The following is a 24,408-nucleotide window of genomic DNA, read 5'->3' on the forward strand; positions in this document are numbered from 1 at the left end:
CGGCCCGTACGCGTCCGTTTCCGTCATCCCAAATGAACCAATACTGGCTCCAAGGTGAACTCTGGGCGACGAGTGTTCGAGCTCGCAGCCCGGCGGCTGTGGAGGGTGCCCGAGCCATGCCTAACCTGGGTGCATGGACGTGAACGCGGCGGTCGCCGCAGCGGCAGCGATCGCCGGGGTGCTCACCGGCGTCATCGCCATGCTCGCGTTCCGCTGGAGTGAGCGCGAGCAGAAGCGCCCCACCCGTAGCTCCCTGCACACCGACGCGGTCCTTCCGCCGGGCGTGGACACGGTCCTGTCGGTGCTGAGGTCGTCGGCCGTCGTCCTCGACGAGGCGGACGCCGTGGTCAAGGCCAGCTCGGCGGCGTACGCCCTCGGCCTGGTCCGCGGCGGCAAGCTCGCCGTCGAGCCGATGCTGCAGATGGCCCGGGACACCAGGCGGGACGGCGAGATACGCCAGGTCGAGCTGGATCTGCCACGGCGCGGCACCGGACGCGGAGAGGCCCTGGCCGTCTCCGCGCGGGTCGCGCCGCTCGGCTCCCGGCTGGTGCTGCTGCTCGTGGAGGACCTGACCGAGGCCCGCCGCATCGAGGCGGTCCGGCGCGACTTCGTCGCCAACGTGAGCCACGAGCTGAAGACGCCCGTCGGTGCCCTCTCCCTGCTCTCCGAGGCCGTCATGGACGCCTCCGACGACCCCGAGGCCGTCCAGCGGTTCGCCGGGCGCATGCAGATCGAGGCCACCCGGCTCACCAGCCTGGTGCAGGAGCTCATCGACCTGTCGCGCGTGCAGAACGACGATCCCCTCGAGGACGCCGAGCCCGTCCGCGTCGACGAGCTCGTCGCCGAGGCAGTCGACCGCTGCCGGCACCAGGCCGGCGCCAAACAGATCACCATGGCCGCGGGCGGCACCGCCGATCTGCACGTGTGGGGAAACCGCGGTCAGCTCGCCGCCGCCCTCGGCAACCTCGTCGAGAACGCGGTCAACTACTCGCCCGCCCGTACCCGCGTCGGCATAGCGGCCCGCAGGGTGAACGCGCCCGGCGGGGAGCTCATCGAGATCGCCGTCACCGACCAGGGCATCGGCATCTCCGACAAGGACAAGGAGCGCATCTTCGAGCGCTTCTACCGCGTCGACCCGGCCCGCTCCCGTGCCACGGGCGGCACGGGGCTGGGACTGGCGATCGTGAAGCACGTGGCCGCCTCGCACGGCGGGGAGGTCACCGTGTGGAGCGCCGAAGGCCAGGGCTCCACGTTCACCCTGCGGCTGCCCGAGGCCGGTGCGGCCCGCGACCGCGCACATCAGCAGCCCGCCCGAGAGATACGCGCAGGAGGCGCGGGCCTCGACGTGGAGGCCGGGCGGTCCACCCCCACATCCCCCGATTCCACCGCGTACGAAACGCTTCCCGCCCCGGAGGTCCTTCCGTGACCCGTGTGCTCGTCGTCGAGGACGAGGAGTCCTTCTCCGACGCCCTGTCGTACATGCTCCGCAAAGAGGGCTTCGAGGTCGCCGTCGCGACCACCGGGCCCGACGGACTCGACGAGTTCGAGCGCAACGGCGCCGACCTCGTCCTCCTCGACCTGATGCTGCCCGGCCTGCCGGGCACCGAGGTCTGCCGCCAGCTGCGCGGCCGCTCCAATGTCCCCGTCATCATGGTGACCGCCAAGGACAGCGAGATCGACAAGGTCGTCGGCCTGGAGATAGGAGCCGACGACTACGTCACCAAGCCGTTCTCCTCGCGCGAGCTGGTCGCGCGCATCCGTGCCGTACTGCGCCGCCGCGGCGAGCCCGAGGAGGTGACCCCGGCGGCCCTGGAGGCCGGTCCGGTCCGCATGGACGTCGACCGGCACGTGGTCACCGTCGGCGGCACCAAGATCGACCTGCCGCTGAAGGAGTTCGACCTGCTGGAGATGCTGCTGCGCAACGCCGGCCGCGTGCTGACGCGGATGCAGCTCATCGACCGCGTCTGGGGTGCCGACTACGTCGGTGACACCAAGACCCTCGACGTCCACGTCAAGCGCCTGCGCGCCAAGATCGAGCCGGACCCGGGCGCCCCGCGCTACCTGGTGACGGTCCGCGGTCTCGGCTACAAGTTCGAGCCGTAGACCGGCCGCGCACGACGGCATCACACAAAAGGGCGGGACCTCTCCGGAGAGAGGTCCCGCCCTGGTGCGTCTGCTCAGTGACCGGCGCTCGCGCTCGCCGAGGCCGCGTCGGTCGGCGTGCCGGAGGCCTCGTGGCCACCCGGTGTCTCGCCTGCGGCGGGGCTCTCCGGGGCGCCCGACTCACCCTCGGCGGGAGAACCGGACGGCGAACCGGACGGGGACGGCGAGGCGCCCGGCGCGGCCGGGACCTCGGTCGGGCCCCACTCCTTGAAGTAGTGCTCGGCGGGGACCACGAACGCGCGCAGGCTCACGGCACCCGTCTTGCTGAAGGTGAAGGTGACCTTCTGGGCGTTGCCGTCCTGCACGGCCTCACGGCTGCTCGGCAGCATCGCCGTGGCGTTGTCCTTGCCGCCCACGATCAGCGAGCCGCCGGGCGGGATGCTGAGGCTGCCGCCCTTGGCGGGCTTGAGCTCGGCGGTCTTGCCGGTGCCGGGGAGGGTGATGGACTCCAGCGTCTCGGCGGTCCTGCCGGAGTTGAAGAAGGTCGCGGAGATCGCGGCCGGGCCGGTCGACTCGAGGTCGGGCTGAGTGATCACGATCGCGTTCTGGATCTTGATGTCGCCGAGGCTCGTGGCCGCGTTGTCCGGCTTGATCTCCAGGGTCTGGGCGTTGTTGCCGGCGCCGCACGCGGCGAGCGAGGCGATCGAGAACGCGGTGACGGCGGCGGCGAGGGCACCGCGTCGAAGGCTGCTGCTCACGGCGGCGGCAACTCCTTGACTCGAGCGGAGCGGCCGATAAAGCCGCCCTAAGTGTCTGTCAGCGGGCCTTAGGTTACCGAGCCGCCCCCGTCCGGCCGCACCCGACCCCCCGGCGCCGCCGATCCACCTGAGTCACGCGTGACTCCGCGGTCACATTGGCGTGGTGCCCGTCCGGCATTCACATAAGAGTCCCGGGCAGTACCGCAAAATTTCCGTGAAGGAATGCGGGGACCACCTGGAATTGATCACCGACGGCCCGCCCGGGCGCCTCGTGATCAATTCCGGATTCGACCGGAACCCGGCTCGGGCCACCGAACGGAGTAGCGGAAGTCGATCATACGGAACCGGACATATGGGGATGTTCGGCCGTCTGGAGGATGCTCCGGATGCGTGTAGCGTACGCGTTTCGCTCCCCCCGGAGAGCCGCTCCCACCTGCGAATACCTTCTTCCACTCCCTGTCCGAAGCACGTTCCTGTCGGAGTTGTCAAGCCCCGAGATACGCCCTGACCTGCGAAAACGCCATTCAGAACCCACGATTTCCGTGTTACTCTGGATAGCCACGGAAGGGGTACCTGTCACATGACGTTCAAGGTTGGCGACACCGTGGTCTATCCCCATCACGGGGCCGCGCTGATCGAGGCCATCGAAACTCGCCAGATCAAAGGCGTGGACAAGACCTACTTGGTGCTGAAGGTCGCCCAGGGCGACCTGACGGTGCGTGTGCCAGCGGACAATGCGGAGTTCGTCGGCGTGCGTGATGTGGTCGGTCAGGACGGGCTGGACCGGGTCTTCGAGGTGCTGCGCGCACCGTACGCCGAGGAGCCCACGAACTGGTCCCGTCGGTACAAGGCAAACCTGGAGAAGCTCGCCTCGGGCGATGTCATCAAGGTCGCGGAAGTCGTGCGTGACCTGTGGCGTCGTGAGCGCGAGCGCGGACTCTCCGCCGGTGAGAAGCGCATGCTCGCCAAGGCCCGCCAGATTCTGGTGAGCGAGCTCGCCCTCGCGGAGAACACCAACGAGGACAAGGCCGAGGCTCTGCTCGACGAGGTTCTCGCCTCCTGAGGCGAAGCCCGTCGTTCAGCAGCTCTGCTGATCAAGGCTGATCAAGCGCGCCTGCACATCGAAATGCCGCGGTGCCCGATGACGAATTCCTGTCGCCGGGCGCTGCGGCATGTCCGTACTCCGACGCCATGCGCCGCCACCCCGGGATGTGTTATCACTCACGCCCCGATGCTTGGTGTGCCGGGCCCGGGCAGCCGGCTCGACCAGCGTCACGGAAGGGTCCGGTCGAGCGCGTCGCGCCCGGCACTCCTCCAGGCCATACCCACGCCAGGCCAGCACACAAACCTGACAGGAACCGATGTCTGACGATTCGCGTCCCTCGCCGCCTGCCGCCTCCTCCGCGGCCCGTACGGCGGCCGTGATCCCGGCCGCCGGCCGGGGTGTCCGGCTCGGCCCGGGCGCCCCCAAGGCGCTCCGCGCGCTGGGCGGCACCCCCATGCTGATCCACGCGGTCCGCGCGATGGCGGCCTCCCGCGCCGTCTCCCTGGTCGTCGTCGTGGCACCGCCCGACGGTGCCGCCGAGGTCAAGACGCTGCTCGACGCGCACGCCCTGCCCGAGCGGACGGACTTCCTCGTCGTCCCGGGCGGGCAGACCCGCCAGGAGTCCGTGAAACTCGGCCTCGACGCGCTGCCGTCCGGCCACGACATCGTGCTGGTCCACGACGCGGCCCGGCCGCTGGTCCCGGTGGACACCGTCGACGCCGTGATCGAGGCCGTACGGGACGGCGCCCCTGCCGTGGTCCCGGCACTGCCCCTCGCCGACACCGTCAAGCAGGTCGAGCCCGCCGGCACCCCCGGCGAGCCGGAGCCGGTCGTCGCCACGCCGGAGCGAGCCCTGCTGCGGGCCGTGCAGACCCCGCAGGGCTTCGACCGGGCCACGCTGATCCGGGCGCACGAGACGGTGACCGGCGAGGTCACCGACGACGCGGGCATGGTCGAGCAGCTCGGCCTCACGGTCGTGGCCGTCCCCGGTCACGAGGAGGCCTTCAAGGTCACCCGCCCCCTTGACCTGGTCCTCGCGGAGGCGGTCCTGGCCCGCAGGAGGCTCAACGATGGCTTCTGAGGCATCCGATGTCCGTCTGCCGCCGGGTGGGATCCCGCTTCCCCAGGTCGGCATCGGCACCGACATCCACGCCTTCGAGGAGGGCCGCGAGCTGTGGTGCGCCGGCCTGAAGTGGGAGGGCGAGGGCCCGGGCCTGGCCGGCCACTCCGACGCGGACGTCGTCGCCCACGCCGCCTGCAACGCCCTCTTCTCCGCCGCCGGCCTCGGCGACCTCGGGCAGCACTTCGGCACGGGCCGCCCCGAGTGGTCGGGCGCCTCCGGCGTCACCCTCCTGACGGAGGCCGCGCGCATCGTGCGCGAGGCGGGCTTCCGGATCGGCAACATCGCCGTACAGGTGGTGGGTCCCCGCCCGAAGATCGGCAAGCGCAGGGACGAGGCCCAGAAACTCCTGTCGGAGGCGGCCGGAGCCCCCGTGTCGGTGTCGGGCGCGACGACGGACGGGCTCGGTTTCCCCGGCCGGGACGAAGGGCTGATGGCGGTGGCCACGGCGCTGGTCGTGCGGGTCGGCTGAGGGCAAGCGGTCGGGGCGTACCGATGGCCAATGTCACGAATGTGTGCGCCCCGCGGGGAAGGTCCTGAGGCACACCCCGGGGGCCACTACCCTGGAGTGGTGACTATTCGCCTGTACGACACCAGCGCCCGGCAGATCCGTGACTTCTCCCCGCTCCAGCCGGGTTGCGTCTCGATCTACCTGTGCGGTGCCACCGTGCAGGCCGCCCCGCACATCGGGCACATCCGCTCCGGCCTGAACTTCGACATCATGCGCCGCTGGTTCGAGTACCGCGGCTACGACGTCACGTTCGTGCGGAACGTGACGGACATCGACGACAAGATCATCGCCAAGTCGGCCGACCAGAACCGCCCCTGGTGGGCCATCGGCTACGAGAACGAGCGCGCGTTCAACGACGGCTACCACGCCCTCGGTTGCCTGCCCCCGACCTACGAGCCGCGTGCCACCGGCCACATCACCGAGATGGTCGAGATGATGCGCGGCCTCATCGAGCGCGGGCACGCCTACGTCGCCGACGGCAGCGTCTACTTCGACGTCCGCTCCTTCCCCGAGTACCTGGCGCTGTCCAACCAGGACATCGACGACCTGCGCCAGCCCGACGAGGGCGTCTCGGGCAAGCGCGACCCGCGCGACTTCGCCATGTGGAAGGCCACCAAGCCGGGCGAGCCCGACTGGGAGACGCCCTGGGGCCGCGGCCGTCCCGGCTGGCACCTGGAGTGCTCGGCGATGGCGCACAAGTACCTGGGCTCCGCCTTCGACATCCACGGCGGCGGCCTCGACCTGGTCTTCCCGCACCACGAGAACGAGATCGCGCAGGCCAAGGCCTACGGCGACACCTTCGCCCGGTACTGGGTGCACAACGCCTGGGTCACCATGAGCGGCGAGAAGATGTCCAAGTCGCTCGGCAACTCGGTCCTGGTCAGCGAGATGGTCAAGCGCTGGCGGCCCATCGTGCTGCGCTACTACCTCGGCACCCCCCACTACCGCTCGATGATCGAGTACAGCGAGGAGGCCCTGCGCGAGGCCGAGTCGGCGTTCGCGCGGATCGAGGGCTTCGTGCAACGCGTGGTGGAGAAGGCCGGCCCTGTCGAGCCCGCCGCCGAGGTGCCGCTCGCCTTCGCCGAGGCCATGGACGACGACCTGGGTGTGCCGCAGGCGCTCGCCGTGGTGCACACCACCGTCCGGCAGGGCAACAGCGCGCTCGCCGCCGACGACAAGGAAGCAGCCGTGGCCCGGCTCGCCGAGGTGCGCGCGATGCTCGGCGTCCTCGGCCTCGACCCGCTCGACCCGTACTGGGCCGGGGAGGGCGACCGCGGTGACGACCTGCACGGCGTGGTCGACACGCTCGTCCGCATGGTTCTCGACCAGCGCGAGGCCGCCCGGGCCCGCAAGGACTGGCCCACCGCGGACGCCATCCGCGACCAGCTGAGCCAGTCCGGCCTGGTCATCGAGGACAGCCCGCAGGGACCTCGCTGGAGCCTCGGCCCGCGCTGAGACCAGCCCCACGGCTGATCGACTGTGCCGCCCGGGCCTCCGGGCGGCACACTGCATAGACGTAACAGACGTACACAGACGTACGTACGAACACCGAACACTTCACGGAGACGGGTAGCTCATGGCCGCGAACAACCGCCGCATGTCCGGCAAGAAGGGCGCGCAGGTCGGCAGTGGCGGCCAGCGGCGCCGGGGCCTGGAAGGCAAGGGCCCCACCCCGCCCGCCGAGATGCGCAAGGGACACAAGAAGAACCGCGTCGCCAACGCCAAGGCGAAGCAGGCCGTGCGCCGGCCCGTGGCCCGCGGCCGCGGCGGCAAGGGCACGTCCGAGCTGGTCGTCGGACGCAACCCGGTCCTGGAGGCGCTGCGCGAGGGCGTCCCGGCCTCCACCCTCTACGTCCAGCAGTTCATCGACAACGACGAGCGGGTGCGCGAGGCGCTCCAGGTCGCCGCCGAGCGCGGTGGCATCAACCTCATGGAGGCGCCGCGCCCCGAGCTGGACCGGATGACCAACGGTCTCAACCACCAGGGCCTGGTCCTGCAGGTCCCGCCGTACGAGTACGCGCACCCCGAAGACCTGGCGTCCGCCGCCTACGACGACGGCGAGGACCCGCTGATCGTCGCCCTCGACGGCGTCACCGACCCGCGCAACCTGGGCGCGGTCGTCCGTTCCGTCTCCGCCTTCGGCGGCCACGGCGTGGTCGTCCCCGAGCGCCGTGCGGCCGGTATGACGGCCGGTGCCTGGAAGACGTCCGCCGGCACGGCGGCCCGCACCCCGGTCGCTCGCGCCACCAACCTCACCCGGGCCCTCGAGGCCTACAAGAAGGCCGGCATCGTGGTCGTCGGCCTGGCCGCCGACGGCGAGGCCGAGATCGGCGAGCTTCCGGCGCTGGACGGCCCGGTCGTCATCGTCGTCGGCAGCGAGGGCAAGGGGCTGTCCCGGCTGGTCGGGGAGACCTGCGACCACCGGGTCCGGATCCCGATGCCGGGCGGCGCCGAGTCGCTCAACGCCGGTGTGGCGGCGGGGATCGTGCTGTACGAGGCGGCTCGCCGCCGTCGCTGAACAGGCGTCCGGAACTTCACCCGTACGGGGTAATTTCGGTGTCATCCGGGCGGGGAGGGCAAGCTTGACGGGGTCCGGACAGATCCGGCGGGTCAAAGCAGTGTCCTAACCCGACGTCACTCGGTTAGATGAGTGTGGACACCAGAACACCCCGCACACCCACGGGGGACCGCTCGTCTGGACTCGACGACGCTCCCGCGCTGAGCATGGTGAAGGTGCCGAGCGACCCGGCGCAGGTCATCGTCAACCACGCGAGTTTCCGCGTGCAGTTGGGCGTCTCGACGCATCGCGTCCAGTCCCCCCGGGTCGCACGGCACCTGACCGCCACCGAGGACACCGCCCGTGTCCCCCTCGCGGGGAGCGAGGCGGCCGGGGCCACCGCCCGCCGCCGGCCCGTCGTCTGGAGCGGCAGATCCGCGCCGGACGACACCGGCGCGCACCGGCTCCTCCAGGCCGTGCGGCACGAGAGTGTCCGCCACGCCGACGAGCCCGCCTCCGACACCGGAGCCACCCAGGTCATCTCCCGCGTGGGCCCGGGCTACGGCAGCCCCGGATACCAGGGCCCGGGCTACGGCGGCGCCGGCTACGAGGACGACCTCGCCCAGACCGTCGAGACGCCGGTCGTCGGCCCCCAGCGCACCCACGATCCCGCCGACGGCGCCCGGCTGCTGCCGCCCATGCGCACCGTCGGCAGCGCCTACGACGAACCGGCCTACGAGGACGACGAGTTCGAGGAGTCCGCCACCGACGCGGACGGCACCGGGCACCGGGCCAAGCGGCACGGTGACGACCCGGCCCGGCACGCCTACTACCCGGGCCGCCGGATGAACCTCGGCGTCGTCCTGCTCCCGCTGCGCGTCTTCCTCGGCTTCATCTCCATCTACGCCGGCATGGGCAAGCTGTGCGACCCCGTCTACTTCGAAGGCGGCAAGCGCGGCTCCATGGTCAAGTGGCTCAACACCCTGCACCCGTGGGAAGTCGCCGAGCCGCTGCGTCAGTTGGCCCTCGAGCACCCGGTCGGCGCCGGTCTGGTCATCGCCTTCGCGCAGGTCATCGTCGGCGTCCTGACGGTGCTGGGCTGCTGGCAGCGCGTCGCCGCCTGTCTGGGCGCCCTGCTGTCGGCCGCGCTGCTGGTCACGGTCAGCTGGAAGAGCGTCCCCGCCTACGAGACGCCGGACATCATCTACCTCGCCGCCTGGTCCCCGCTGATCATCGCCGGCGCCCCCGTCTACTCCGTCGACGGCCGTCTGGCCGGTGGCGCCTGGCGCCGCCTCGGCCCCCGCGCCGACATCTGGGACCTGCGGCGCTACGTGCTGCGCCGCGGCGCCCTCGTCACGGCCATCGCCACCGGCGTCACCCTGCTCGTCGGCTCGCTGCTCGGCGGCGCCGTCCGCGACGCCGACCGGGTGGTCGTCCCGGGCCCCGGCGAGGCCCCGCGCAACGAGCTGCCCGGTTCCCCGCTCCCGGGCGAGCCCGGCAAGCGGAAGGAGAAGCGGACTCCGTCGGCCTCCTCCTCGCCCACTCAGGGCGCCACGGCCGGCTCGGCGAGCCCCAGCGCGGGCACCACGACCAGGCCCGGTGCCACCCACGACACCGGCACCGTCACCGGCGGCTCCCCGAGCCAGACCCAGGGCACCGCGGGCCAGGCGCCGCCTCAGCGCTCCTCCCCGGCCGACGAGGCCCCCAGCACCACGACCGGCCCCACCTCCGGCGGCACGGCCACGGGCGGTACGGGCTCGACGGGCGGCTCGGGCAGCGGCGGCTCCTCCGACACCGGCCGGCCGGGGCTGGTGGGCGGCCTGCTGGGCTAGCAGCCGACCCGAGCGACAGAAGGCCCCGCACCAGGGAGGTGCGGGGCCTTCTCGCGCGGGGAGGGCAACGGACTTCCGGGGCGCGGGGAACTGCGCGACAAGCCACGACGAGCCGTCAGCCGCCGACCGGTAGCAACCAGCCGGGCTCTCAGCGCCCCAACGCCGCCAGCTCCTTCGCGGCCTCGGTCAGGTCCTTCGCCGTGTCGATGGCGCGCCAGTACGACCCCTGGGGAATCGTGAACCCGGCCAGCCGCCGCTCACGGGCCAGATGAGGAAACGTCGTCCGCTCATGGTCGCCCCGGTGCGGCAACAGCCCGGCGAACTCGGGGGAGAAGACGTACACACCGGCGTTGATCTCGAAGGTCGACGGCGGCGCCTCGATGAAGTCGGTGATGCGCCCGAACCCGTCGGTCCGCACCGCCCCCCACGGCAGCCGGGGACGGGCCAGCGCCAGCGTCGCGACGGCGTCCCGCTCGGCATGGAAATCGGCCATGTCCCGCAGCGAGAACCGCGTCCAGATGTCCCCGTTCGTCGCGTACCAGGGCTGGTCGGGGTGGGGAAGATGCGCCGCGGCGTACTTCAGGCCGCCGCCGCGTCCGAGCGGCTCCGGCTCGACGACCGTCGTGACGGAGACCGGCAGCTCGGCCGTCTCCAGCCACTTCTGCAGCACCTCGGCGAGATGGCCGCAGGACACCACGACGTCCGTCACACCCTCGTCGGCGAGCCAGGACAGCTGATGGCCGATGATCGGCGTCCCCGTCCCGGGGATCTCGACCATCGGCTTGGGCCGGTCGTCGGTGTACGGACGCAGCCGGGAGCCCTGGCCACCGGCCAGAACGACGGCTTGAACGGGGCGGGACGCGGCGCTCGGATCGCTCATGAGAACGAACTGTACGTGGCGTCCCGCCCGGGGCAGCGGCTGAGGACGGTTCCCGTCAGCCGTCAGGGACGTCCCACCCGGTGGCAGGGCGGTGCGCTCAGCTGTGCGCGGCGGCGACGCCGGTGGCGAAGGCGGTGTCGCAGACCGGCCGCGCGTAGGACTGGGCGCGGGTCGGGCCGTAGACCCGGACGGCGGCCTGGCCGAGGGCGCGGGCGATGGACGCGCAGTGCTTCGCCAGCGACGGGCGGCCGTTGACGGCCTGCTGGAGGTGGGTGAGGGCGACGTCCGGATTCTCCTCCTGCAGTTCGGTCAGCAGCTTGTCGCGCAGGACGTCCTGGGGGGCACGCTTGGCGGCCCTCGGGGTGCCCACGGAGGTGTCCGCGGCGGTGAGCACCGGGTCGGTGGAGTTCCCCGACCAGTTGACTCGGGTGACCGCGAGGGTTCCGGAGAGCACCAGGACGACGGGCAGGACGAAAGCGAGGGTGCGGCCGATCCGGCGGGCGGGGCCCCGGCCGCGTCGCGTCTGTTGGTTCATGGAGTGCTTCACGCGTGTGAGGGTAGCGCCCGGTAATGGTTTGTAGACATTTAGTCACCGGTTCGGGGGATGAGAGAGGGCCACTTTCTGGGTAAGGCGTTGACGCACAGTGCTCGAAACGTCCGGTCTGCCGGGGTATTTGTCGACAACGAGAAGGGCCCCGCAGCGCGCTGCGGGGCCCTCTTCGTCAACCTGGGTGAATTACCCGGGGTTGTGCGTTCGCTGGTTGATCAGTCGGACAGACGCGCACCGGTCGACGTCGAGAACACGTGGGTCTCGCCGGAGCGGGGCACGACGTGCAGCTGGCTGCCCTTCTCCGGGACGTCACGGCCGTTGACGCGGACGACGAGGTCCTTGGAGTCGTCGCCGACCTTGGCGGTGCCGTAGACGTACGCGTCGGCGCCGAGCTCCTCGACGACGTTGACGGTGACGGCGAGGCCCTGCTCGACGTCCGACACCTCGAAGTGCTCGGGGCGGACGCCCACGGTGACGGTCTTGTCGGTGGCGGCGGCGATCGCGTCGCGCTGCACCGGCACGACCGACTTGCCGAACTTCACGCCGCCGTCGGTGATCGGCACCTCGACGAGGTTCATCGCCGGGGAGCCGATGAAGCCGGCCACGAAGAGGTTGGCGGGCCTGTCGTACATGTTGCGCGGGGTGTCGATCTGCTGGAGCAGACCGTCCTTGAGGACCGCCACGCGGTCGCCCATCGTCATGGCCTCGACCTGGTCGTGGGTGACGTAGACGGTGGTGATGCCCAGGCGGCGCTGGAGCGAGGCGATCTGCGTACGCGTGGACACACGGAGCTTGGCGTCCAGGTTGGACAGCGGCTCGTCCATGAGGAACACCTGGGGCTCACGCACGATGGCGCGGCCCATGGCGACACGCTGGCGCTGACCGCCGGAGAGGGCCTTCGGCTTGCGGTCCAGGTACTCGGTGAGGTCGAGGATCTTCGCGGCCTCCTCGACCTTCTGCCGGATCTCCGCCTTGTTGACGCCGGCGATCTTGAGCGCGAAGCCCATGTTGTCGGCGACGGTCATGTGCGGGTAGAGCGCGTAGTTCTGGAACACCATGGCGATGTCCCGGTCCTTCGGCGGCAGGTGCGTGACGTCGCGGTCGCCGATGCGGATGGCGCCGCCGTTGACGTCCTCGAGCCCCGCGAGCATGCGGAGCGAGGTGGACTTGCCGCAGCCGGAGGGACCGACGAGGACGAGGAACTCGCCGTCCTCGATGTCGATCTCCAGCGCGTCGACGGCGGGCTTGGTGGAACCCGGGTAGATCCGGGTCGCCTTGTCGAACGAGACAGTGGCCATGGTGAGTGAACCCCTTCTACCGGCAGGAACGTGCCGGACGATCCGAGTAGGAAGGCGGTGCCACGACGGTGATTCCGTTGTGGTGTAGTCCACGCGTGTGAACTGGCTCAGGACGGTACCTGGCGTTCACACGTCTGTCAGTAGTTCCGGGCCTGTGAACTTCGCGGAAATTTTCGAAGCGGCACGTCAGGGCTGCCCGGGTCTGTTCACGGCTGCCCGGACTTGTTCACGGCTGCCCGTACCGGTCGGCCAGCGCCACCACCGCCCGGGCCACGGCCTGCCGGAGCCCGGGAGGGCCGAGCACCTCCGCCTCCGTGCCGAGCCGGAGCAGATCGCCCACGGCCACCGCCTCCGACTCGACGGTCAGCTCCACCTCCACCCAGCCGTCGCCGTCGGGCGGGCCGGCGCCCGCCAGGGCCCGTACGCCCGCCGCGCCGAACTGCATCGGCAGCAGCTGCCGCGCGCGGGGTGAGATCCGCAGCCGGGCGGTGCCCTGGTGCAGGGCGGCCTCCAGACGCCGGGAGGACTCGGCCCAGTAGGCGGCCAGATCGAACCCCGTGGGACGCTCGAAGACCTCCCCCGTGTCCTCGACGGACAGCACGCGCGACACCCGGTAGGTCCGTACGGCCTCCTCCGCGAGGGCGACCAGGTACCAGATGCCGCCCTTCAGCACGAGCCCCAGCGGCCGCACCTCCCGGCGCATCTCGCCGCGCCAGCGCCGGTAGTGCAGCCGCAGTGCCCGCCGCTCCCACACGGCCGCCGCCACGGCCTCCAGACACGGCACCGGGTCGGCCTCCCGGAACCACGCGGGTGCGTCCAGGTGGAACCGCTCCTGGATTCGCCGGGCCTGCGCGGACAACTCGGCGGGCAGGGCCGCCTGGACCTTGAGCTGGGCGCTGGCCAGGACCGCCCCCAGCCCCAGGTCCCGTGCAGGGCCGGGCATCCCGGCGAGGAACAGCGAACCGGCCTCGGCGTCGGTCAGACCCGTCAACCGCGTCCGGTACCCGTCGACCAGCCGGTAGCCACCCTCGGGTCCCCGGTCGGCGCACACCGGCACACCGGCCGCCCCCAGCGCCTCGACGTCCCGGTAGACCGTCCGCACCGACACCTCCAGCTCGGCGGCGAGCTCGGGTGCGGTCATCCGCCCGCGGTTCTGGAGCAGCAGGAGCAGGGAGAGGAGCCGGTCGGCGCGCATGGGGGCCATTGTCGCGGCGTACGTCGCCGTACCTGACAGGAGATGTCAGGTACGGCGTCCAGGCTGGTGGAGGACATCAGCCCGACCGAGAGGACCACCCATGCCCGGCACCCGCACCACCACCGGTCACTTCACCTTCGCCGACTGGCAGGAACGCGTGATCGGCCCCGGCGAGGACGCGAACCCCCGCCTCGCCCACGCCTCCGTCCGGAACACCTTCACGGGCGGCATCGAGGCGGCCGGGACGAACTGCGAGTACTCGATCGTCTACGTCACCGCGAAGACCGGCTCCTTCAGCGGCATGGAACTCCTCACCGGTCGCGTCGAGGGCCGTGAGGGGAGCTTCGCGGTGGAGGAGCGGGGGTTCTTCGGCGAGGACGGCACGGTGCACTGCGCCTTCGAGGTGGTGCCGGGGTCGGGGAGCGGAGAGCTGACCGGCCTCACCGGAAGGGGGGACTTCACCGCACGGCACGGTGAGACGGCGGTGGCGTACCGCTTCGCGTACGAGGTGGCGGAGGAGTCCGGCCGAACGGAACTTCGTGGCTCGGCGTGACGGGCTCTGTGTACAGTGGTGCCGCCTCGCGTACGGCGTCGTAGTACGCGCGCCTCCTTAGCTCAGCTGGCCAGAGCAACGCACTTGTAATGCGTAGGTCGTCGGTTCGAATCCGACAGGGGGCTCTGCTGAAACCCCAGGTCGGATGCGTTCTGACCTGGGGTTTCGTCGTCAGCGGACGCGGCGGCGGCGCCGGGCGCGGACCGCGCGGGTGCCGGGGGTCTCAATTCTGGTCTCAGTGGGGCCCGGATCCGCCGTGGTGGGCGCGGGCACGAAGAACTCACCCATGCGTCGCATGGCGTCCTTGGACAGGTGGGAGCGGCCCTTCACGTATCGCCGGGTCTGACTGATCTGGGTGTGCCGGAGGATCTCCATGATCGTGGGCATGTCCACGCCCAGCTCGTTGAGGATGGTGCCGGCGGTGTGGCGACTCCCGTCGTAGAGGCGGCGGTCGTCGATCCCGGCCTCCTTCAGCAGCTCCTTGAACTCCTCGTAGTCGGCGCGCGGGTCGAGCGGGCGTCCGTCCGGCCGGGAGAACACGACGTCGTGCTCCTGCCACAGCTCGCCGGCGGCGGCCCGCAGCTCCTCTTGCCCGGCCTTGTGCTCGTGCAGGAACGGGATGAACACGGGCGGGATCGGGACGGCGTTCCGGCTCTTCTTGGTCTTCGGGCGGGTGAAGACGAGGCCGCCCTCCTTTCGCTGCGGGCAGGCGCTCGCGTGCCTTGTGCAGGTCTTGGGGCACGGCTTCGGGCAGCCGCGCTTGTAGCTCTTGTGCCTGGCGCATTCGGCCGGGCACGGCTCGAAGCGGTGCAGGCGCGCCCCGCAGGCGTGCGGGTCGGCGCAGCCGTGCCGCCACGTGAGGCGCTGCAACTGCCACTCGGGGCGGAACAGCTCCGCTTCCAAGTCGACGTACGACCAGCGCAGGCCGAGCGTCTCGCCCTGCCGGAACCCCATGCCTACGCCGACGATCCACCGCATGAACGTGGGCCGCTTCGACGCGGCCTCCAGGAAGGCCTTGGCTTCCTCCTTGGTGAAGGGGTTGGCCTCGATCTCGTCGATGCTCGGCGGGTCCACGAGCGTGGCTACGTTCTCGCCGATGATGCGGCGGCGATGGGCAATCTTCAGGGCCCGGGACAGAATGCGGTGCACCTTGACGACGTGCGAGGGAGCGTGGCCGGCGTCGAGCATGGCCCGGTACATCCGCTCCAGGTGCTCGGGCTGCAACTTGTCGATGCGGTGCTGGCCGACGCCGGGGACGATGTCGTTCCGGGTCTTCGACCAGTAGTCATCGAGTGACCGCGGCTTGAGCTTCAGGCTCGCGATGTCGGTCAGGTAGGTCTCCATCCACTGCGCGACGGTGGGCTTTCGCCCCGCGGTGGTCGCGCGGCCCTGGTCGCGCAGCCGCTCCAGCTCCCTGACCTTGCGGCGCACCTCCGTCTTGGTCTTGGCGCGGCGGTGCCGGCGGTCGGGGCTGCCGTCGTTCTTCACGCCCATCGTGACGCGTCCGTGCCACCAGCCGTCCGCACCGAAGTAGATGGTCGATTCCATGTTGGGCTTGCGGGGGCTCATGTGCTCCTCCATGCGGGAGGCGCCCCGAGCGGAGTGCTCGGGGCGCCTCAGGGCGTGCGTGCTGTGGGTCAGTTGGGCAGGGGCGCGAGGTTCGCCACGTACTCCTCGAGGTCCGTTCGCCGGATCCGGCGCGTGCGGCCCAACTTGATGTACTTCAGGGCGCCTTCGGCCATCAGTTCGTAGACGGTGGATCGGCCGATGGCGAGCGCTTCGGCAGCCTCCTCGGGTTTGTAAAGGAGTCGGTCGACGGGAGCGGCAAGCGCGGTGCTCATCCGGGTGTCTCCTATGCGGGCGGCTTGCAACTTGTCAGGGTTCGCGTCTGTCCGAGGTGCGGATTTCTGCGTCACCTGCGTCATCTGCGTCATTCACGTCTCTGACCTGCGGTTTCGGGGTGACGCAGGAACCTGGGGTTGCGTCACCTGTGACGTAGGCCTTCGTCATCGGGTGACGCAGGTGACGCAGGTGACGCGGGGTGACGCAGAAGCGGGCCGTCTGCGTCACCGCTGTTCTGGCAGGTCACTGGCCGTTTTCGGGGTGTGGGTGACGCAGGTGACGCAGGGTCTCTCTACTTCGGACAAGAGAGGGGGTGGTGTCTGTTGTGGTGCGCGGCTCAGAGAGCGAAGAACGGGCCGCTTCGCGGCGCGACCATCGCAGGGCGGCGCCGCCGCCGAACAGCAAGAAGAGCACGCCGCGACGGGTGCTCCTCTTGCTTGTCCGGGCGGTAGCGGTACCGCGCGGTCAGAAAGCCGGTTCCTGCTCGTGTGGTGGTGGCGCGGAGGACGGCCGCGCGATCTCGATGTAGCGGGACGTATTGGTGCGGCCCCAGTCGATGAGTACGCCTCGGGCGGCGAGGGTGGGCTGAAGGCGCTTGAGGCGGTCTGAGAGGACCTTGCCGGTGGTCGGCCACCCTTTAGGCAGGGGGCGGAAGTCCTCGCCCGTGTAGAGGCCGGTGAGGCAGTGCAGCCATTCGGCGGACGTCATGCGCTGCTCGGTGCCCGGGTCGATGCCGGCGGCGTGCTTGAGCACGGTCTGTGCCAGCAAGTCGCCTTCAATGACGTCGTCGTTGAGGTCGTCCAGGCTGGCCCGGTAGGCGGCGAGCGCCCCTAGACCGGTGGCCGCGTCGAGCTGCGCGCACAGGTGCGCGAAGTCGGCCATGCGCAGGTCCGTCGGGATGTCCGCCTGAGCCGCGCGTACCTGCACGGTGAGGTCCAGGAGCGAGCCGAGGATGACGGGCAACACCTCAGCGAAGTCCGACCACAACTCGGCTTCGGTGCGCCGGACGCGGGGGCGTTCCAGCCGCAGGGGCAACAGCCGTTCGGCGAGGTCCGGCCGGATGACTCCGACGTCGATGCCGGTCAGGAGCAGGGGGCGGCGGTAGCCGATGCGGAAGACGTCCCCGTCGGTGAACAGGGCGCGCTTGACGTTCTCTGCCCCGGTGACGATGCAGCACATCGCATCCGACAGCTCGGGGGTCATGTGGGAGAGGTTGTCCAGGGCGGTGACCCATCCGGCCGCCACGGCCGTGATCAGGTTCTCCTCATCCCTGGGTGCCCGGCGCAGGTCGCCGCTCATGCCCTCGATGATCCGCACGAGCATCCGCCCACCGGTGGACTTGCCCGCACCCTGCGGACCGGTGAGGAACGGCGCGGGAACCGGCACGTCCGGACCCAGGCAGCCGATCAGCCAGGCGATGGCCAGGCACTCGGTCTCGGCGGTGGCGAAGTTGCACAGCCGCATCAGCAGGTCGATGCCCTTGCCGTTGGTGTCCTTGACCGGCAGGGGCAGTTCCCCGGTGAGCTGGGTACGCCGCCAGCACACCTCACGCGGGTCGGGGGTGCGGATGTCCCATCCGGTGGGGTGGATCCGCACGGACTGCCCATCGCTGCGGCCCAGGTCCAGCCACGTGGCACCGTCGAATCCGGGGGCGACGCGGATGTGCACGGGTTGCACGTCCTCGGTCAGTGCGAGTGCCTCGATCAAGTCCAGTGCCTCTTTCATGGCGGTGCCGTTGAACACGCCGATGCCGTCCTTGAACAGTCCGACCATGAGTTCCTGCCGGTGGCTTCCCGCGGTGCCCTGGGAGCGGATCGGGCGGGCCACGGGGTGGCCGTTGCGCTGCGCGTACACGGTCCCGTCAGCGGTGCGGAAGTACCGAAAGTGGGATTGGGCGTAGTCGGTGATGACTTCGCGGGCGGGGTTCTTGTCGTCGTCGGACATGGTCACAGTCCCAACGTGGTGCGGGCGTTGGTCCACGCGTCCGTGCAGTGCCGCAGGGTCTCGCCTTTGGCCTGCGCGGCGGTGAACAGCCGGGTGATGTGGGTGTCGGTGAGGCAGCCGCACCGGCCGTGCTTGGACAGCACCGCGAGGAACGCCCCGTACACGGTGGCGTGGATCGCGCCGCGGGCACCGGTGATGCGCTGCACGGCCATAGCGATGCCGCGTTCGAGGTAGGCGGGCGTGCGGTGCGGGCATTCCGCACCCCCCGGCCCTGCGGGCACGGTGACGGCCTGCGGCACCGGCAGGGCCGGGGAAGGCTCCTTCACCGCAAGGGCACGGACGGTATCCGGCAGGTCGGCCATGTGGCCGGTGCCGGGACCCAGGTAGCGGGCGTAGGACATGGTCGACTTGATGTCCACGCCGGGGCGCACCCCGTTCACGGACCGCATGGCGCCCCGGTAGATCCAGTGCTGGCCGCGCGTCGTCGGCACAGTCCGCGTCGCGGGCAGGGTGGTGCGGGCCCAGGCGATGGCGTCCGCGTTGTCCAGGTCGACCACGGTCAGGCCGGCGCCGCCGGGGTTGTAGCCGACGCACACCGCCCGCCGCCACGCCGCCGCCCACGAGGGCGAGATGATGACGGCCGGGTCGGTGGTGGCAGCGGCCCACGCGTGGCAGACGCCGGCGCACCGGCAGGGGCCCGGGGTCTTCATGTTCGGCCGGCCGCCGCAGGCGTTGTCCGCGCACGTCGTGCAGTTGCCGAACGGCACCTTGCCCCGACGCAAGGGCAATACGGGCACGCCGGATGCCGCGAGGCTCAGCGCGGTGTGCCGGGGGGAGAGCGTCCCGCTCATGCCGCCACCCCCAGCGACGGCTTGGCCGTGGCGGTACCAAGCAACCATCCGTAGGCGTGGTGTGCCTGGCGTGGCACGACGCCGTTGCCGAGGATCTTCAGTTGTTCCTTGCGGGGGATGCCAGGGACGGCGGTGACCCAGCCGGCGGGCAGGCCCATCATCCACTCGGTGAACAGCGGGGACAGCCGCCGGTTTTCGCGCGTGCCCGGTTCGGTCGGGCACGGTGCCGGCCGTCCGGTGATGCGCTCCCAACGGCGGACGGCGGGCCCGAAGTCGGTGCCGTCGCTCGCCACCCACCGCTCGTCCAGCGGGACCGGCCCGGTGGGGGTGGTGTCCACGCCGGCGAGCAGGTTGACGGCCACCTCGTTCAGCGGCCGGGCGTTGCGCTCCAGCAGGTTCGACGCGCCGGACTTCCAGTCGCGGGCCGCCGGTGTGGGCAGCAGGGTCACGACTCCGGGGGCGCCGGGAGTTTCGTGACGGCGGTGCGCAGGTTCATCCCGCCCTTGCGCTTCGGTGAGGTGCCGGGGCCGCCAGTGCCGTCCGAGCTGGTGGGGGTCGGCATCAGCGGGATGGGCAACTGCGAACCAGCGGTCGCGTTCGTGCGGGGCGCCGGTTTCGGGGTCACCAGCGCGTACGCATGTCCACCGGAGGTCATACCCGATCGCGGCCAGGTCCGCGGCGACGACGTCCAGCCCCCGCGAGCGGAGCGCCGCCACGTTTTCCAGGAAGACGAGGCGCGGTCGAAGGTCGCCCACAGCCTCAGCGACGTTTTTCCAGACTCGCGACCACTGCCCATTGATCCCGTCCCTTCGTCCAGCGTTGGAGGTGTTGCGGCAGGGGAAGCCGGCCCCGATCACGTCGGGCCGGTACACGTCCCGTACGCGGTTCCAGTCGACGTGGCGAATGTCCCCGAGGTTGGGCACGCCCGGGTGGCGGTAGGCGAACACGGTCGCGGCGTGCGGGTCGTTCTCGGCGTAGGCGGCGACCTGGCCGCCGATGCGGGCCCGGATCGCGGCCTCTAAACCGCCGTAGCCGGCGCACAGTGCCAAGATGCGCGGCGAGTCAGGTGCTCGCCGAATGTCGGTGGGTTGGGTCATGCTGGTGTGTCTCCAGTTCTCTTGTTGGGTGCTGGTTGACGGGGCGGTCGCGGTCTTTGGCGAGAGGCGACCGCCCCGACTCATGACAACTTGGGGGTGGAATGGCTACTGCGTGGCTGGTGCTGGCTCTGGGGGACAGGCGAGAGCACGCCGGAAACGACGGGTACGACGACAATCCTGCGGAGCACTACAGCTGGGACAGCACGGTTCCCAATCACGCGCGCCTGGCAGAGGGAGACGTGATCGCGCTCTGGGACAGGAAGGAACTGATCGGCGTCTCTGTCATCGAGGCCATCGAGACGGACACTCGTGAGAAACCGCTGTATTTCTGCCCGCATTGCGATAAGGCAGCGATCAAGCGGAGACAGCAGAAGGCGCCCCAGTACCGCTGTTATGACTGCGGAGCGTCGTTCGACGTCCCGGGCCGCACGACCAAGCAGGTAACGACTTACCAGTCACGCCATGGCAAGGCGTGGATGGACGCGAGAGGGCTACTTTCCGGGGCGGAACTACGGGCCCTGTGTGAATCGCCGCGATCGCAGCACAGCATGCGACCCGCGCGGTGGGAGAAGCTACGTAACGCCCTGACCGCTGTCACGGGCGACGTCGCTGAACTCGACGTGCTGGAGGAGACGCGCTTGTCCATTCCCGGAGGACACCGAGAGTCGGTTGTACGGGTTCGCATAGGGCAAGGCGCCTTCCGTAAGCGGCTGCTGGCCGACCAAGGCGAGCAATGTGCTTTCACCGGCCCTGCACCCGCTACAGCCTTGGAAGCTGCCCACCTCTACAGCTATGCCCAGAGCGGAGAGCACCACGAGCACGGCGGGCTGCTGCTGCGCCGCGACATCCACCGTCTCTTCGATCTGGGCGAGATTGCGGTGAATCCCACGACAGGCACGCTCGACATCAGTGCGGAGATGCTCGCGTATCCGCTGTACGCGAGTTTGCAGGAAAAACCGGTGGCAGTTCCCCTGCAACGGGAACACCGCACTTGGCTTGATAGGCACTGGCGTCTCCATCGACCGGAGTCCTAGCTGGCCCAGCACAGAGACACCTGGGCTTCAGCCGTGGAAGTGGTTTCGCTTGAACACGGCGCGGCGGATGTTCACCGTCGTGCCACCGCTCGGGGTGAGGACCCGGACGGCGATCCAGCCGCCGGTGACGACGGCGGCGAGGATGACGAGCTGGGTGACGAGTGCGGTCAGGGCGGTGATGAACGAGGTGAGCAGCAGCAGCCCGCCGCACGCCGCGAGGAACCCGACGCCTCCGAGGGCGACGTTCACCGCCGCGCGGGAGACGACCGGCTTGGTGGCGATCGGTTCGGGTTGAGCCGGTGCTACGGAGTAGCCGGTGACGACGCGGCCGTCCGGCAGGACGACGCTCGCGACTGCCGGGACGTGGCCCGGCTGGACGTGGGCGACCGGCCCCGGGCGCACGGTGGCGGGGGTGATCGGAGTGGGCTGGTGGACCACGAGGGGCGCGGTTTGGTGGGTGGTGGGTTCGTTCACGGTGGGGCTCCTTCAGTTGCCGAGGGCGGTCAGGGCGTCGGCGGATGCCTGCACGAGGTTGTGGATGGGCTCGTAGGCGCCGGTGCCGGCCGCGAAGAACCCGAAGAGGAACAGGACGATGGCGGCGCCGCCGCCGGCGGACTTGGTCTTGACGGCGAAGAAGGACGCGGCGCCGAAGAGCAGCACGGCGGAGATGTTGAGCATCATCGGGTGCCTCCCGGGCGGGGGGTGTCGGTGCCGGCGCGGTAGATGCGCACCCAGCGGTTGTAGAGCCAGCGGCCGGCGCGGATGCGCTTGCCGGTCGCGCGGCAGCGGCGGCAGTCCTTGCCGCGCTTGAGTCGTCCTTTGCGGTCGTGCTTGAGGGCGTGGCCCATGCCGCGGCACTTGCGGCAGTCGCCGAACGGTGAGGCCGCACACAGCCCGCCGTAACCAAAAGTGACGGCTATCAGGCAGGCGATAGTAAGGAGAGTGGGGGTCATCAGGGGCCCTCCGGGCGGGTTTTCGGGGGTTTCCGCAGGTGGGGTGCTATCCGCTAACGGGCTGGTGGGAGAGGGTTTGGTGTGCTAGCGGGGGTGCTACCGGTAGCAGGTGTGGCTGCTACCGGTAGCAGCGTGTAAGCCCTATGCGGCGCCCGGCTTCTCGTTACGCTCCGCAATCGCCTTCAGGAGGTCGGCGCGGACGATGCCCCGGCGGGTGGTGCGGGTGCCGTCGTCGGTGGTGCCGGCCACGTCGCGGGTGCGGATGCCGTGCGGCTTGAGCGCGGACGTGACGTTCTCGCCCTTCCATCCGCCGTAGATCTCGGGGCGGAGTTCGGCGAGGCGGGCGGCGATCCGCTCGTTCCACACCCGCTCTTCCTTGTCCGCGACTACGGCGGCGACGTCGGCGAGCAGGTCGTAGGCCGGGCCGGTGACCGCCTCCGGGGATTCCCCCAGTGCGTAGCCGGACAGCAGTCCGGCTTTCTCGCGCACGGTGCGGGCGCGGGCGGCGATGGCTTCGGCGCCCGGGGCGTCCATGAACGTGGCGGAGACGATCCGGGCGTCGGCTCCCTCGCCCACGAAGTAGTGCAGGCCCTTGTCACCCCAGGCGAACATCGTGGCCCGCACGCCGCGCTTGTAGGACGACGTGCCCAGGACCATGTCGTTCTCGGTCTGGCCCATGACCTTCAGGCACCAGCGGGCGCCGGCGTTCGCGCTGATGCCGGTGGGCAGGGACTTGGCGTCCGGGCGCTGGGTGGCCAGCAGCAGCACGATCCCGGTGGCCGGGCCGCGCTTGACCAGGTCGGTGGCGATCTCCTCGAACTCCTTGCCGTGGTCGGCGTGCTCGAAGAGGACCTGGCACTCATCCACGGCGATCACGATCGGGTGCAGGCCGAGGGAGCGCTTGTCGGCAAGAGCGCTGGTCACCTTGGACTCGGGGCAGATGTCCCGGGGCAGGGAGCGGATCACCTTGGTGCGCCGGCGGAGTTCCTCGCGCAGGGCGCGGAAGTCGTTGAGAGCGTATTGGATCGTCTCGTCTTCCTCGCCGACGCCGTGCCGGTGGGAGACCTTCTCGCCGACCGGGTCGAGGTCGCCGGTGCCCTTCATGTCGTAGGAGTGGAGTTCCGCGCGGGGGTCGAGTGCGGCGATGAGCAGCAGCAGGCGCAGCAGGAACGTCTTGCCCATGCGGGGGATGGCGCCGATGACGCCGGCGATGAACATGAGCGTGACTTCGACCCAGCGTCCGCGCTGGTCCGTGCCGTAAGGGACGGGCTTGAACAGGTCCACGGTGCCGGACTTCAGCAGCGGCCAGGCGGGCTTCGGCGCGGACTTCAGGTCCTGGTCACCGACCCACAGCACCAGGCGCCCGGTGTGCTCATCGGAGACGGCCTCAGGCCATACACAGCCCAGCGGCCGACGCAGACCCGACGCGAGCCGCTCGCGCCGCTCGATCACGTCCGTGACGGTCACGCCGAAGGGGAGGTTCCCTTCTGCCCGCCAGCCGGGGCCGTCGCGCGTGATCGGGGCGGTGAACTCGAACCCGTCCCCTCCCTTGGCCTGCGCCTGGTTGATCGCCGGAATGCCCAGCGAGCCGAGGGCCCGCAGGACGATATCCGACGTCAGTTTGGAAGCCTTGGGCACTTCCACCGCGCGATGAATGACCGGGGCGTCTGCCTTGCGGCCGTTGACGCCCAGCGCCAGGACCAGGGCGCCGACGGACAGCACTTGCAGCCAGTCCGGGGCCAGCACGTACAGGGCGAGGGCCAGGCCGAGTCCGACGAACATGCCGAGCACGGCCACCAGGGTGCGCAGCCGCACGCGGCGGTCGCGCTGCCGGGAGAGCTTGAGGTACTCGGCCGCGTCCTCGCGGCGCACGGCCGCCAGGCGGACGGGTTCGCCCTCGCGGTCGGTCATCCACCGCATGGTGCCGCCCACGAACCGGGCCAGCCCGGTCGGGGCCTGCATGGTCAGACGGGCGGCATAGACCGGGGAGCGCAGGGCGTGGTAGCCGATGGTGTGCGCGTAGTGGCGGGCCACCCAGGCCGACGCGGTCCGCAGCTCGGCCATCGACCGCAGCCACAGCGGGACGACCGGGCGACGCTTGGCCGCAGCGAGCCGACCCAGGTAACCGGGCCCCGCCTTGACCTGGCCCGGCTTGTCGACCATGACTGGCGTGGTCGGGTCGTCCAACTCGACGTCGGTCGGGGCGGGTTCGCGGGCGGCACGGGCCTTGTCCAGGTCAACCACATCGGCGCCGCGGTCGGCGGCCATCTCGGCTTCCAGCCGGTTGAACAGTTCGTTGTCGTCTTCGGGATGCTTCACTGAAGGTTCCTTCCAGTGGGAGGGAT

24 protein-coding genes and 1 tRNA gene are annotated in these 24,408 nt (G+C 70.5%); 11 read left to right on the forward strand and 14 right to left on the reverse strand.

The window, feature by feature from the left end:
- Positions 1-133: 133 nt before the first annotated feature.
- A complete protein-coding gene (locus tag ACIRDU_RS33325) occupies positions 134-1,426 on the forward strand; it encodes a sensor histidine kinase (RefSeq protein ID WP_403586652.1) in 1,293 nt (430 codons plus the stop codon).
- Positions 1,423-2,103 (forward strand): response regulator transcription factor, encoded by a 681-nt coding sequence (locus ACIRDU_RS33330; RefSeq protein WP_030243122.1) that lies wholly within the window; start codon positions 1,423-1,425, stop codon positions 2,101-2,103. Before ACIRDU_RS33325 ends, ACIRDU_RS33330 begins: the two co-directional genes overlap by 4 nt.
- 74 nt (positions 2,104-2,177) lie before the next feature.
- Here the strand turns inward: ACIRDU_RS33330 and ACIRDU_RS33335 are convergent, their stop codons facing one another.
- Positions 2,178-2,861: a DUF461 domain-containing protein gene (locus tag ACIRDU_RS33335; protein WP_403586656.1), complete on the reverse strand. Its 684-nt coding sequence runs from the start codon at positions 2,859-2,861 to the stop codon at positions 2,178-2,180.
- A gap of 580 nt (positions 2,862-3,441) precedes the next feature.
- On the opposite strand from ACIRDU_RS33335, the gene ACIRDU_RS33340 reads away from it, so the two are divergent.
- From ACIRDU_RS33340 to ACIRDU_RS33365, 6 genes are all read left to right on the forward strand, one after another.
- Positions 3,442-3,924 (forward strand): CarD family transcriptional regulator, encoded by a 483-nt coding sequence (locus tag ACIRDU_RS33340; RefSeq protein ID WP_003953493.1) that lies wholly within the window; start codon positions 3,442-3,444, stop codon positions 3,922-3,924.
- Between the two features lie 298 nt (positions 3,925-4,222).
- The gene (gene ispD / locus ACIRDU_RS33345; protein ID WP_403586659.1) at positions 4,223-4,987 is read left to right on the forward strand and encodes a 2-C-methyl-D-erythritol 4-phosphate cytidylyltransferase; all 765 of its coding nucleotides are present in this window, start codon (positions 4,223-4,225) and stop codon (positions 4,985-4,987) included.
- On the forward strand, positions 4,977-5,498 hold the full coding sequence (gene ispF / locus ACIRDU_RS33350; RefSeq protein WP_403586662.1) for a 2-C-methyl-D-erythritol 2,4-cyclodiphosphate synthase: 522 nt from the start codon (positions 4,977-4,979) through the stop codon (positions 5,496-5,498). Before ispD ends, ispF begins: the two co-directional genes overlap by 11 nt.
- A gap of 99 nt (positions 5,499-5,597) precedes the next feature.
- Entirely contained in the window at positions 5,598-6,992 is a 1,395-nt protein-coding gene (gene cysS, locus ACIRDU_RS33355; protein WP_403586665.1) for a cysteine--tRNA ligase, read from the forward strand.
- 121 nt (positions 6,993-7,113) lie between these two features.
- Positions 7,114-8,055, forward strand: a complete 942-nt coding sequence (rlmB, locus tag ACIRDU_RS33360; RefSeq protein ID WP_403586668.1) for a 23S rRNA (guanosine(2251)-2'-O)-methyltransferase RlmB — start codon at positions 7,114-7,116, stop codon at positions 8,053-8,055.
- A gap of 128 nt (positions 8,056-8,183) precedes the next feature.
- Positions 8,184-9,866, forward strand: coding sequence for a DoxX family protein (locus ACIRDU_RS33365; protein WP_403586671.1), 1,683 nt, complete (start codon positions 8,184-8,186; stop codon positions 9,864-9,866).
- A gap of 148 nt (positions 9,867-10,014) precedes the next feature.
- Here the strand turns inward: ACIRDU_RS33365 and ACIRDU_RS33370 are convergent, their stop codons facing one another.
- From ACIRDU_RS33370 to ACIRDU_RS33385, 4 genes are all read right to left on the reverse strand, one after another.
- Entirely contained in the window at positions 10,015-10,746 is a 732-nt protein-coding gene (locus tag ACIRDU_RS33370) for an NDP-sugar synthase (RefSeq protein WP_403586674.1), read from the reverse strand.
- Between the two features lie 97 nt (positions 10,747-10,843).
- The gene (locus ACIRDU_RS33375; RefSeq protein ID WP_403586677.1) at positions 10,844-11,293 is read right to left on the reverse strand and encodes a hypothetical protein; all 450 of its coding nucleotides are present in this window, start codon (positions 11,291-11,293) and stop codon (positions 10,844-10,846) included.
- 218 nt (positions 11,294-11,511) lie between these two features.
- On the reverse strand, positions 11,512-12,594 hold the full coding sequence (locus ACIRDU_RS33380; RefSeq protein WP_390987434.1) for a sn-glycerol-3-phosphate ABC transporter ATP-binding protein UgpC: 1,083 nt from the start codon (positions 12,592-12,594) through the stop codon (positions 11,512-11,514).
- Positions 12,595-12,820: 226 nt separating this feature from the next.
- Positions 12,821-13,789, reverse strand: a complete 969-nt coding sequence (locus ACIRDU_RS33385) for a helix-turn-helix transcriptional regulator (RefSeq protein WP_403586680.1) — start codon at positions 13,787-13,789, stop codon at positions 12,821-12,823.
- Positions 13,790-13,889: 100 nt separating this feature from the next.
- On the opposite strand from ACIRDU_RS33385, the gene ACIRDU_RS33390 reads away from it, so the two are divergent.
- Both ACIRDU_RS33390 and ACIRDU_RS33395 read left to right on the forward strand, forming a co-directional pair.
- Complete coding sequence (locus ACIRDU_RS33390; RefSeq protein ID WP_403586683.1) at positions 13,890-14,342, forward strand: DUF3224 domain-containing protein; 453 nt, start codon at positions 13,890-13,892, stop codon at positions 14,340-14,342.
- A gap of 51 nt (positions 14,343-14,393) precedes the next feature.
- Positions 14,394-14,467 (forward strand) — tRNA-Thr (locus tag ACIRDU_RS33395).
- A gap of 46 nt (positions 14,468-14,513) precedes the next feature.
- Here the strand turns inward: ACIRDU_RS33395 and ACIRDU_RS33400 are convergent.
- The 5 genes from ACIRDU_RS33400 to ACIRDU_RS33420 form a co-directional block, all read right to left on the reverse strand.
- The gene (locus ACIRDU_RS33400) at positions 14,514-15,911 is read right to left on the reverse strand and encodes a tyrosine-type recombinase/integrase (protein WP_403586686.1); all 1,398 of its coding nucleotides are present in this window, start codon (positions 15,909-15,911) and stop codon (positions 14,514-14,516) included.
- Between the two features lie 68 nt (positions 15,912-15,979).
- Complete coding sequence (locus tag ACIRDU_RS33405; protein ID WP_403586689.1) at positions 15,980-16,183, reverse strand: helix-turn-helix domain-containing protein; 204 nt, start codon at positions 16,181-16,183, stop codon at positions 15,980-15,982.
- Positions 16,184-16,649: 466 nt separating this feature from the next.
- Positions 16,650-18,128, reverse strand: a complete 1,479-nt coding sequence (locus tag ACIRDU_RS33410) for an ATP-binding protein (RefSeq protein ID WP_403586774.1) — start codon at positions 18,126-18,128, stop codon at positions 16,650-16,652.
- A gap of 2 nt (positions 18,129-18,130) precedes the next feature.
- Positions 18,131-18,979, reverse strand: coding sequence for a bifunctional DNA primase/polymerase (locus ACIRDU_RS33415; RefSeq protein ID WP_403586692.1), 849 nt, complete (start codon positions 18,977-18,979; stop codon positions 18,131-18,133).
- On the reverse strand, positions 18,976-20,076 hold the full coding sequence (locus ACIRDU_RS33420; protein WP_403586694.1) for a DNA cytosine methyltransferase: 1,101 nt from the start codon (positions 20,074-20,076) through the stop codon (positions 18,976-18,978). The genes ACIRDU_RS33415 and ACIRDU_RS33420 overlap by 4 nt, the downstream gene beginning before the upstream one ends.
- Positions 20,077-20,177: 101 nt before the next feature.
- Between ACIRDU_RS33420 and ACIRDU_RS33425 the strand changes: the two genes are divergently transcribed.
- On the forward strand, positions 20,178-21,110 hold the full coding sequence (locus tag ACIRDU_RS33425; RefSeq protein ID WP_403586697.1) for an HNH endonuclease: 933 nt from the start codon (positions 20,178-20,180) through the stop codon (positions 21,108-21,110).
- Positions 21,111-21,137: 27 nt separating this feature from the next.
- Here ACIRDU_RS33425 and ACIRDU_RS33430 read toward each other — a convergent pair whose 3' ends face one another.
- The 4 genes from ACIRDU_RS33430 to ACIRDU_RS33445 form a co-directional block, all read right to left on the reverse strand.
- Positions 21,138-21,584: a hypothetical protein gene (locus tag ACIRDU_RS33430; RefSeq protein WP_403586699.1), complete on the reverse strand. Its 447-nt coding sequence runs from the start codon at positions 21,582-21,584 to the stop codon at positions 21,138-21,140.
- Positions 21,585-21,596: 12 nt separating this feature from the next.
- On the reverse strand, positions 21,597-21,791 hold the full coding sequence (locus ACIRDU_RS33435; protein ID WP_403586701.1) for a hypothetical protein: 195 nt from the start codon (positions 21,789-21,791) through the stop codon (positions 21,597-21,599).
- Positions 21,788-22,063 carry a hypothetical protein gene (locus ACIRDU_RS33440; protein WP_403586704.1) on the reverse strand — a complete coding sequence of 92 codons (276 nt, stop codon included), beginning with the start codon at positions 22,061-22,063 and terminating at the stop codon, positions 21,788-21,790. The genes ACIRDU_RS33435 and ACIRDU_RS33440 overlap by 4 nt, the downstream gene beginning before the upstream one ends.
- Positions 22,064-22,204: 141 nt before the next feature.
- Complete coding sequence (locus tag ACIRDU_RS33445) at positions 22,205-24,382, reverse strand: cell division protein FtsK (protein WP_403586707.1); 2,178 nt, start codon at positions 24,380-24,382, stop codon at positions 22,205-22,207.
- Between the last annotated feature and the right edge of the window lie 26 nt (positions 24,383-24,408).

The organism is Streptomyces sp. NPDC093598 (assembly GCF_044764825.1).
GTDB lineage: Bacteria > Actinomycetota > Actinomycetes > Streptomycetales > Streptomycetaceae > Streptomyces.

What these genes read in the sequence shown, in the direction of transcription:
- ACIRDU_RS33325 (WP_403586652.1), top strand. Translation starts at nt 134, where the DNA reads ATGGACGTGAACGCGGCGGTCGCCGCAGCGGCAGCGATCGCCGGGGTG.
- ispF (WP_403586662.1), top strand. Translation starts at nt 4,977, where the DNA reads ATGGCTTCTGAGGCATCCGATGTCCGTCTGCCGCCGGGTGGGATCCCG.
- ACIRDU_RS33410 (WP_403586774.1), bottom strand. Translation starts at nt 18,128, where the DNA reads ATGTCCGACGACGACAAGAACCCCGCCCGCGAAGTCATCACCGACTAC.
- ACIRDU_RS33385 (WP_403586680.1), bottom strand. Translation starts at nt 13,789, where the DNA reads ATGCGCGCCGACCGGCTCCTCTCCCTGCTCCTGCTGCTCCAGAACCGC.
- ispD (WP_403586659.1), top strand. Translation starts at nt 4,223, where the DNA reads ATGTCTGACGATTCGCGTCCCTCGCCGCCTGCCGCCTCCTCCGCGGCC.
- ACIRDU_RS33415 (WP_403586692.1), bottom strand. Translation starts at nt 18,979, where the DNA reads ATGAGCGGGACGCTCTCCCCCCGGCACACCGCGCTGAGCCTCGCGGCA.
- ACIRDU_RS33435 (WP_403586701.1), bottom strand. Translation starts at nt 21,791, where the DNA reads ATGATGCTCAACATCTCCGCCGTGCTGCTCTTCGGCGCCGCGTCCTTC.
- ACIRDU_RS33400 (WP_403586686.1), bottom strand. Translation starts at nt 15,911, where the DNA reads ATGAGCCCCCGCAAGCCCAACATGGAATCGACCATCTACTTCGGTGCG.
- ACIRDU_RS33420 (WP_403586694.1), bottom strand. Translation starts at nt 20,076, where the DNA reads ATGACCCAACCCACCGACATTCGGCGAGCACCTGACTCGCCGCGCATC.
- ACIRDU_RS33365 (WP_403586671.1), top strand. Translation starts at nt 8,184, where the DNA reads ATGAGTGTGGACACCAGAACACCCCGCACACCCACGGGGGACCGCTCG.
- ACIRDU_RS33380 (WP_390987434.1), bottom strand. Translation starts at nt 12,594, where the DNA reads ATGGCCACTGTCTCGTTCGACAAGGCGACCCGGATCTACCCGGGTTCC.
- ACIRDU_RS33340 (WP_003953493.1), top strand. Translation starts at nt 3,442, where the DNA reads ATGACGTTCAAGGTTGGCGACACCGTGGTCTATCCCCATCACGGGGCC.
- ACIRDU_RS33370 (WP_403586674.1), bottom strand. Translation starts at nt 10,746, where the DNA reads ATGAGCGATCCGAGCGCCGCGTCCCGCCCCGTTCAAGCCGTCGTTCTG.
- ACIRDU_RS33425 (WP_403586697.1), top strand. Translation starts at nt 20,178, where the DNA reads ATGGCTACTGCGTGGCTGGTGCTGGCTCTGGGGGACAGGCGAGAGCAC.
- ACIRDU_RS33405 (WP_403586689.1), bottom strand. Translation starts at nt 16,183, where the DNA reads ATGAGCACCGCGCTTGCCGCTCCCGTCGACCGACTCCTTTACAAACCC.
- ACIRDU_RS33390 (WP_403586683.1), top strand. Translation starts at nt 13,890, where the DNA reads ATGCCCGGCACCCGCACCACCACCGGTCACTTCACCTTCGCCGACTGG.
- ACIRDU_RS33440 (WP_403586704.1), bottom strand. Translation starts at nt 22,063, where the DNA reads ATGACCCCCACTCTCCTTACTATCGCCTGCCTGATAGCCGTCACTTTT.
- rlmB (WP_403586668.1), top strand. Translation starts at nt 7,114, where the DNA reads ATGGCCGCGAACAACCGCCGCATGTCCGGCAAGAAGGGCGCGCAGGTC.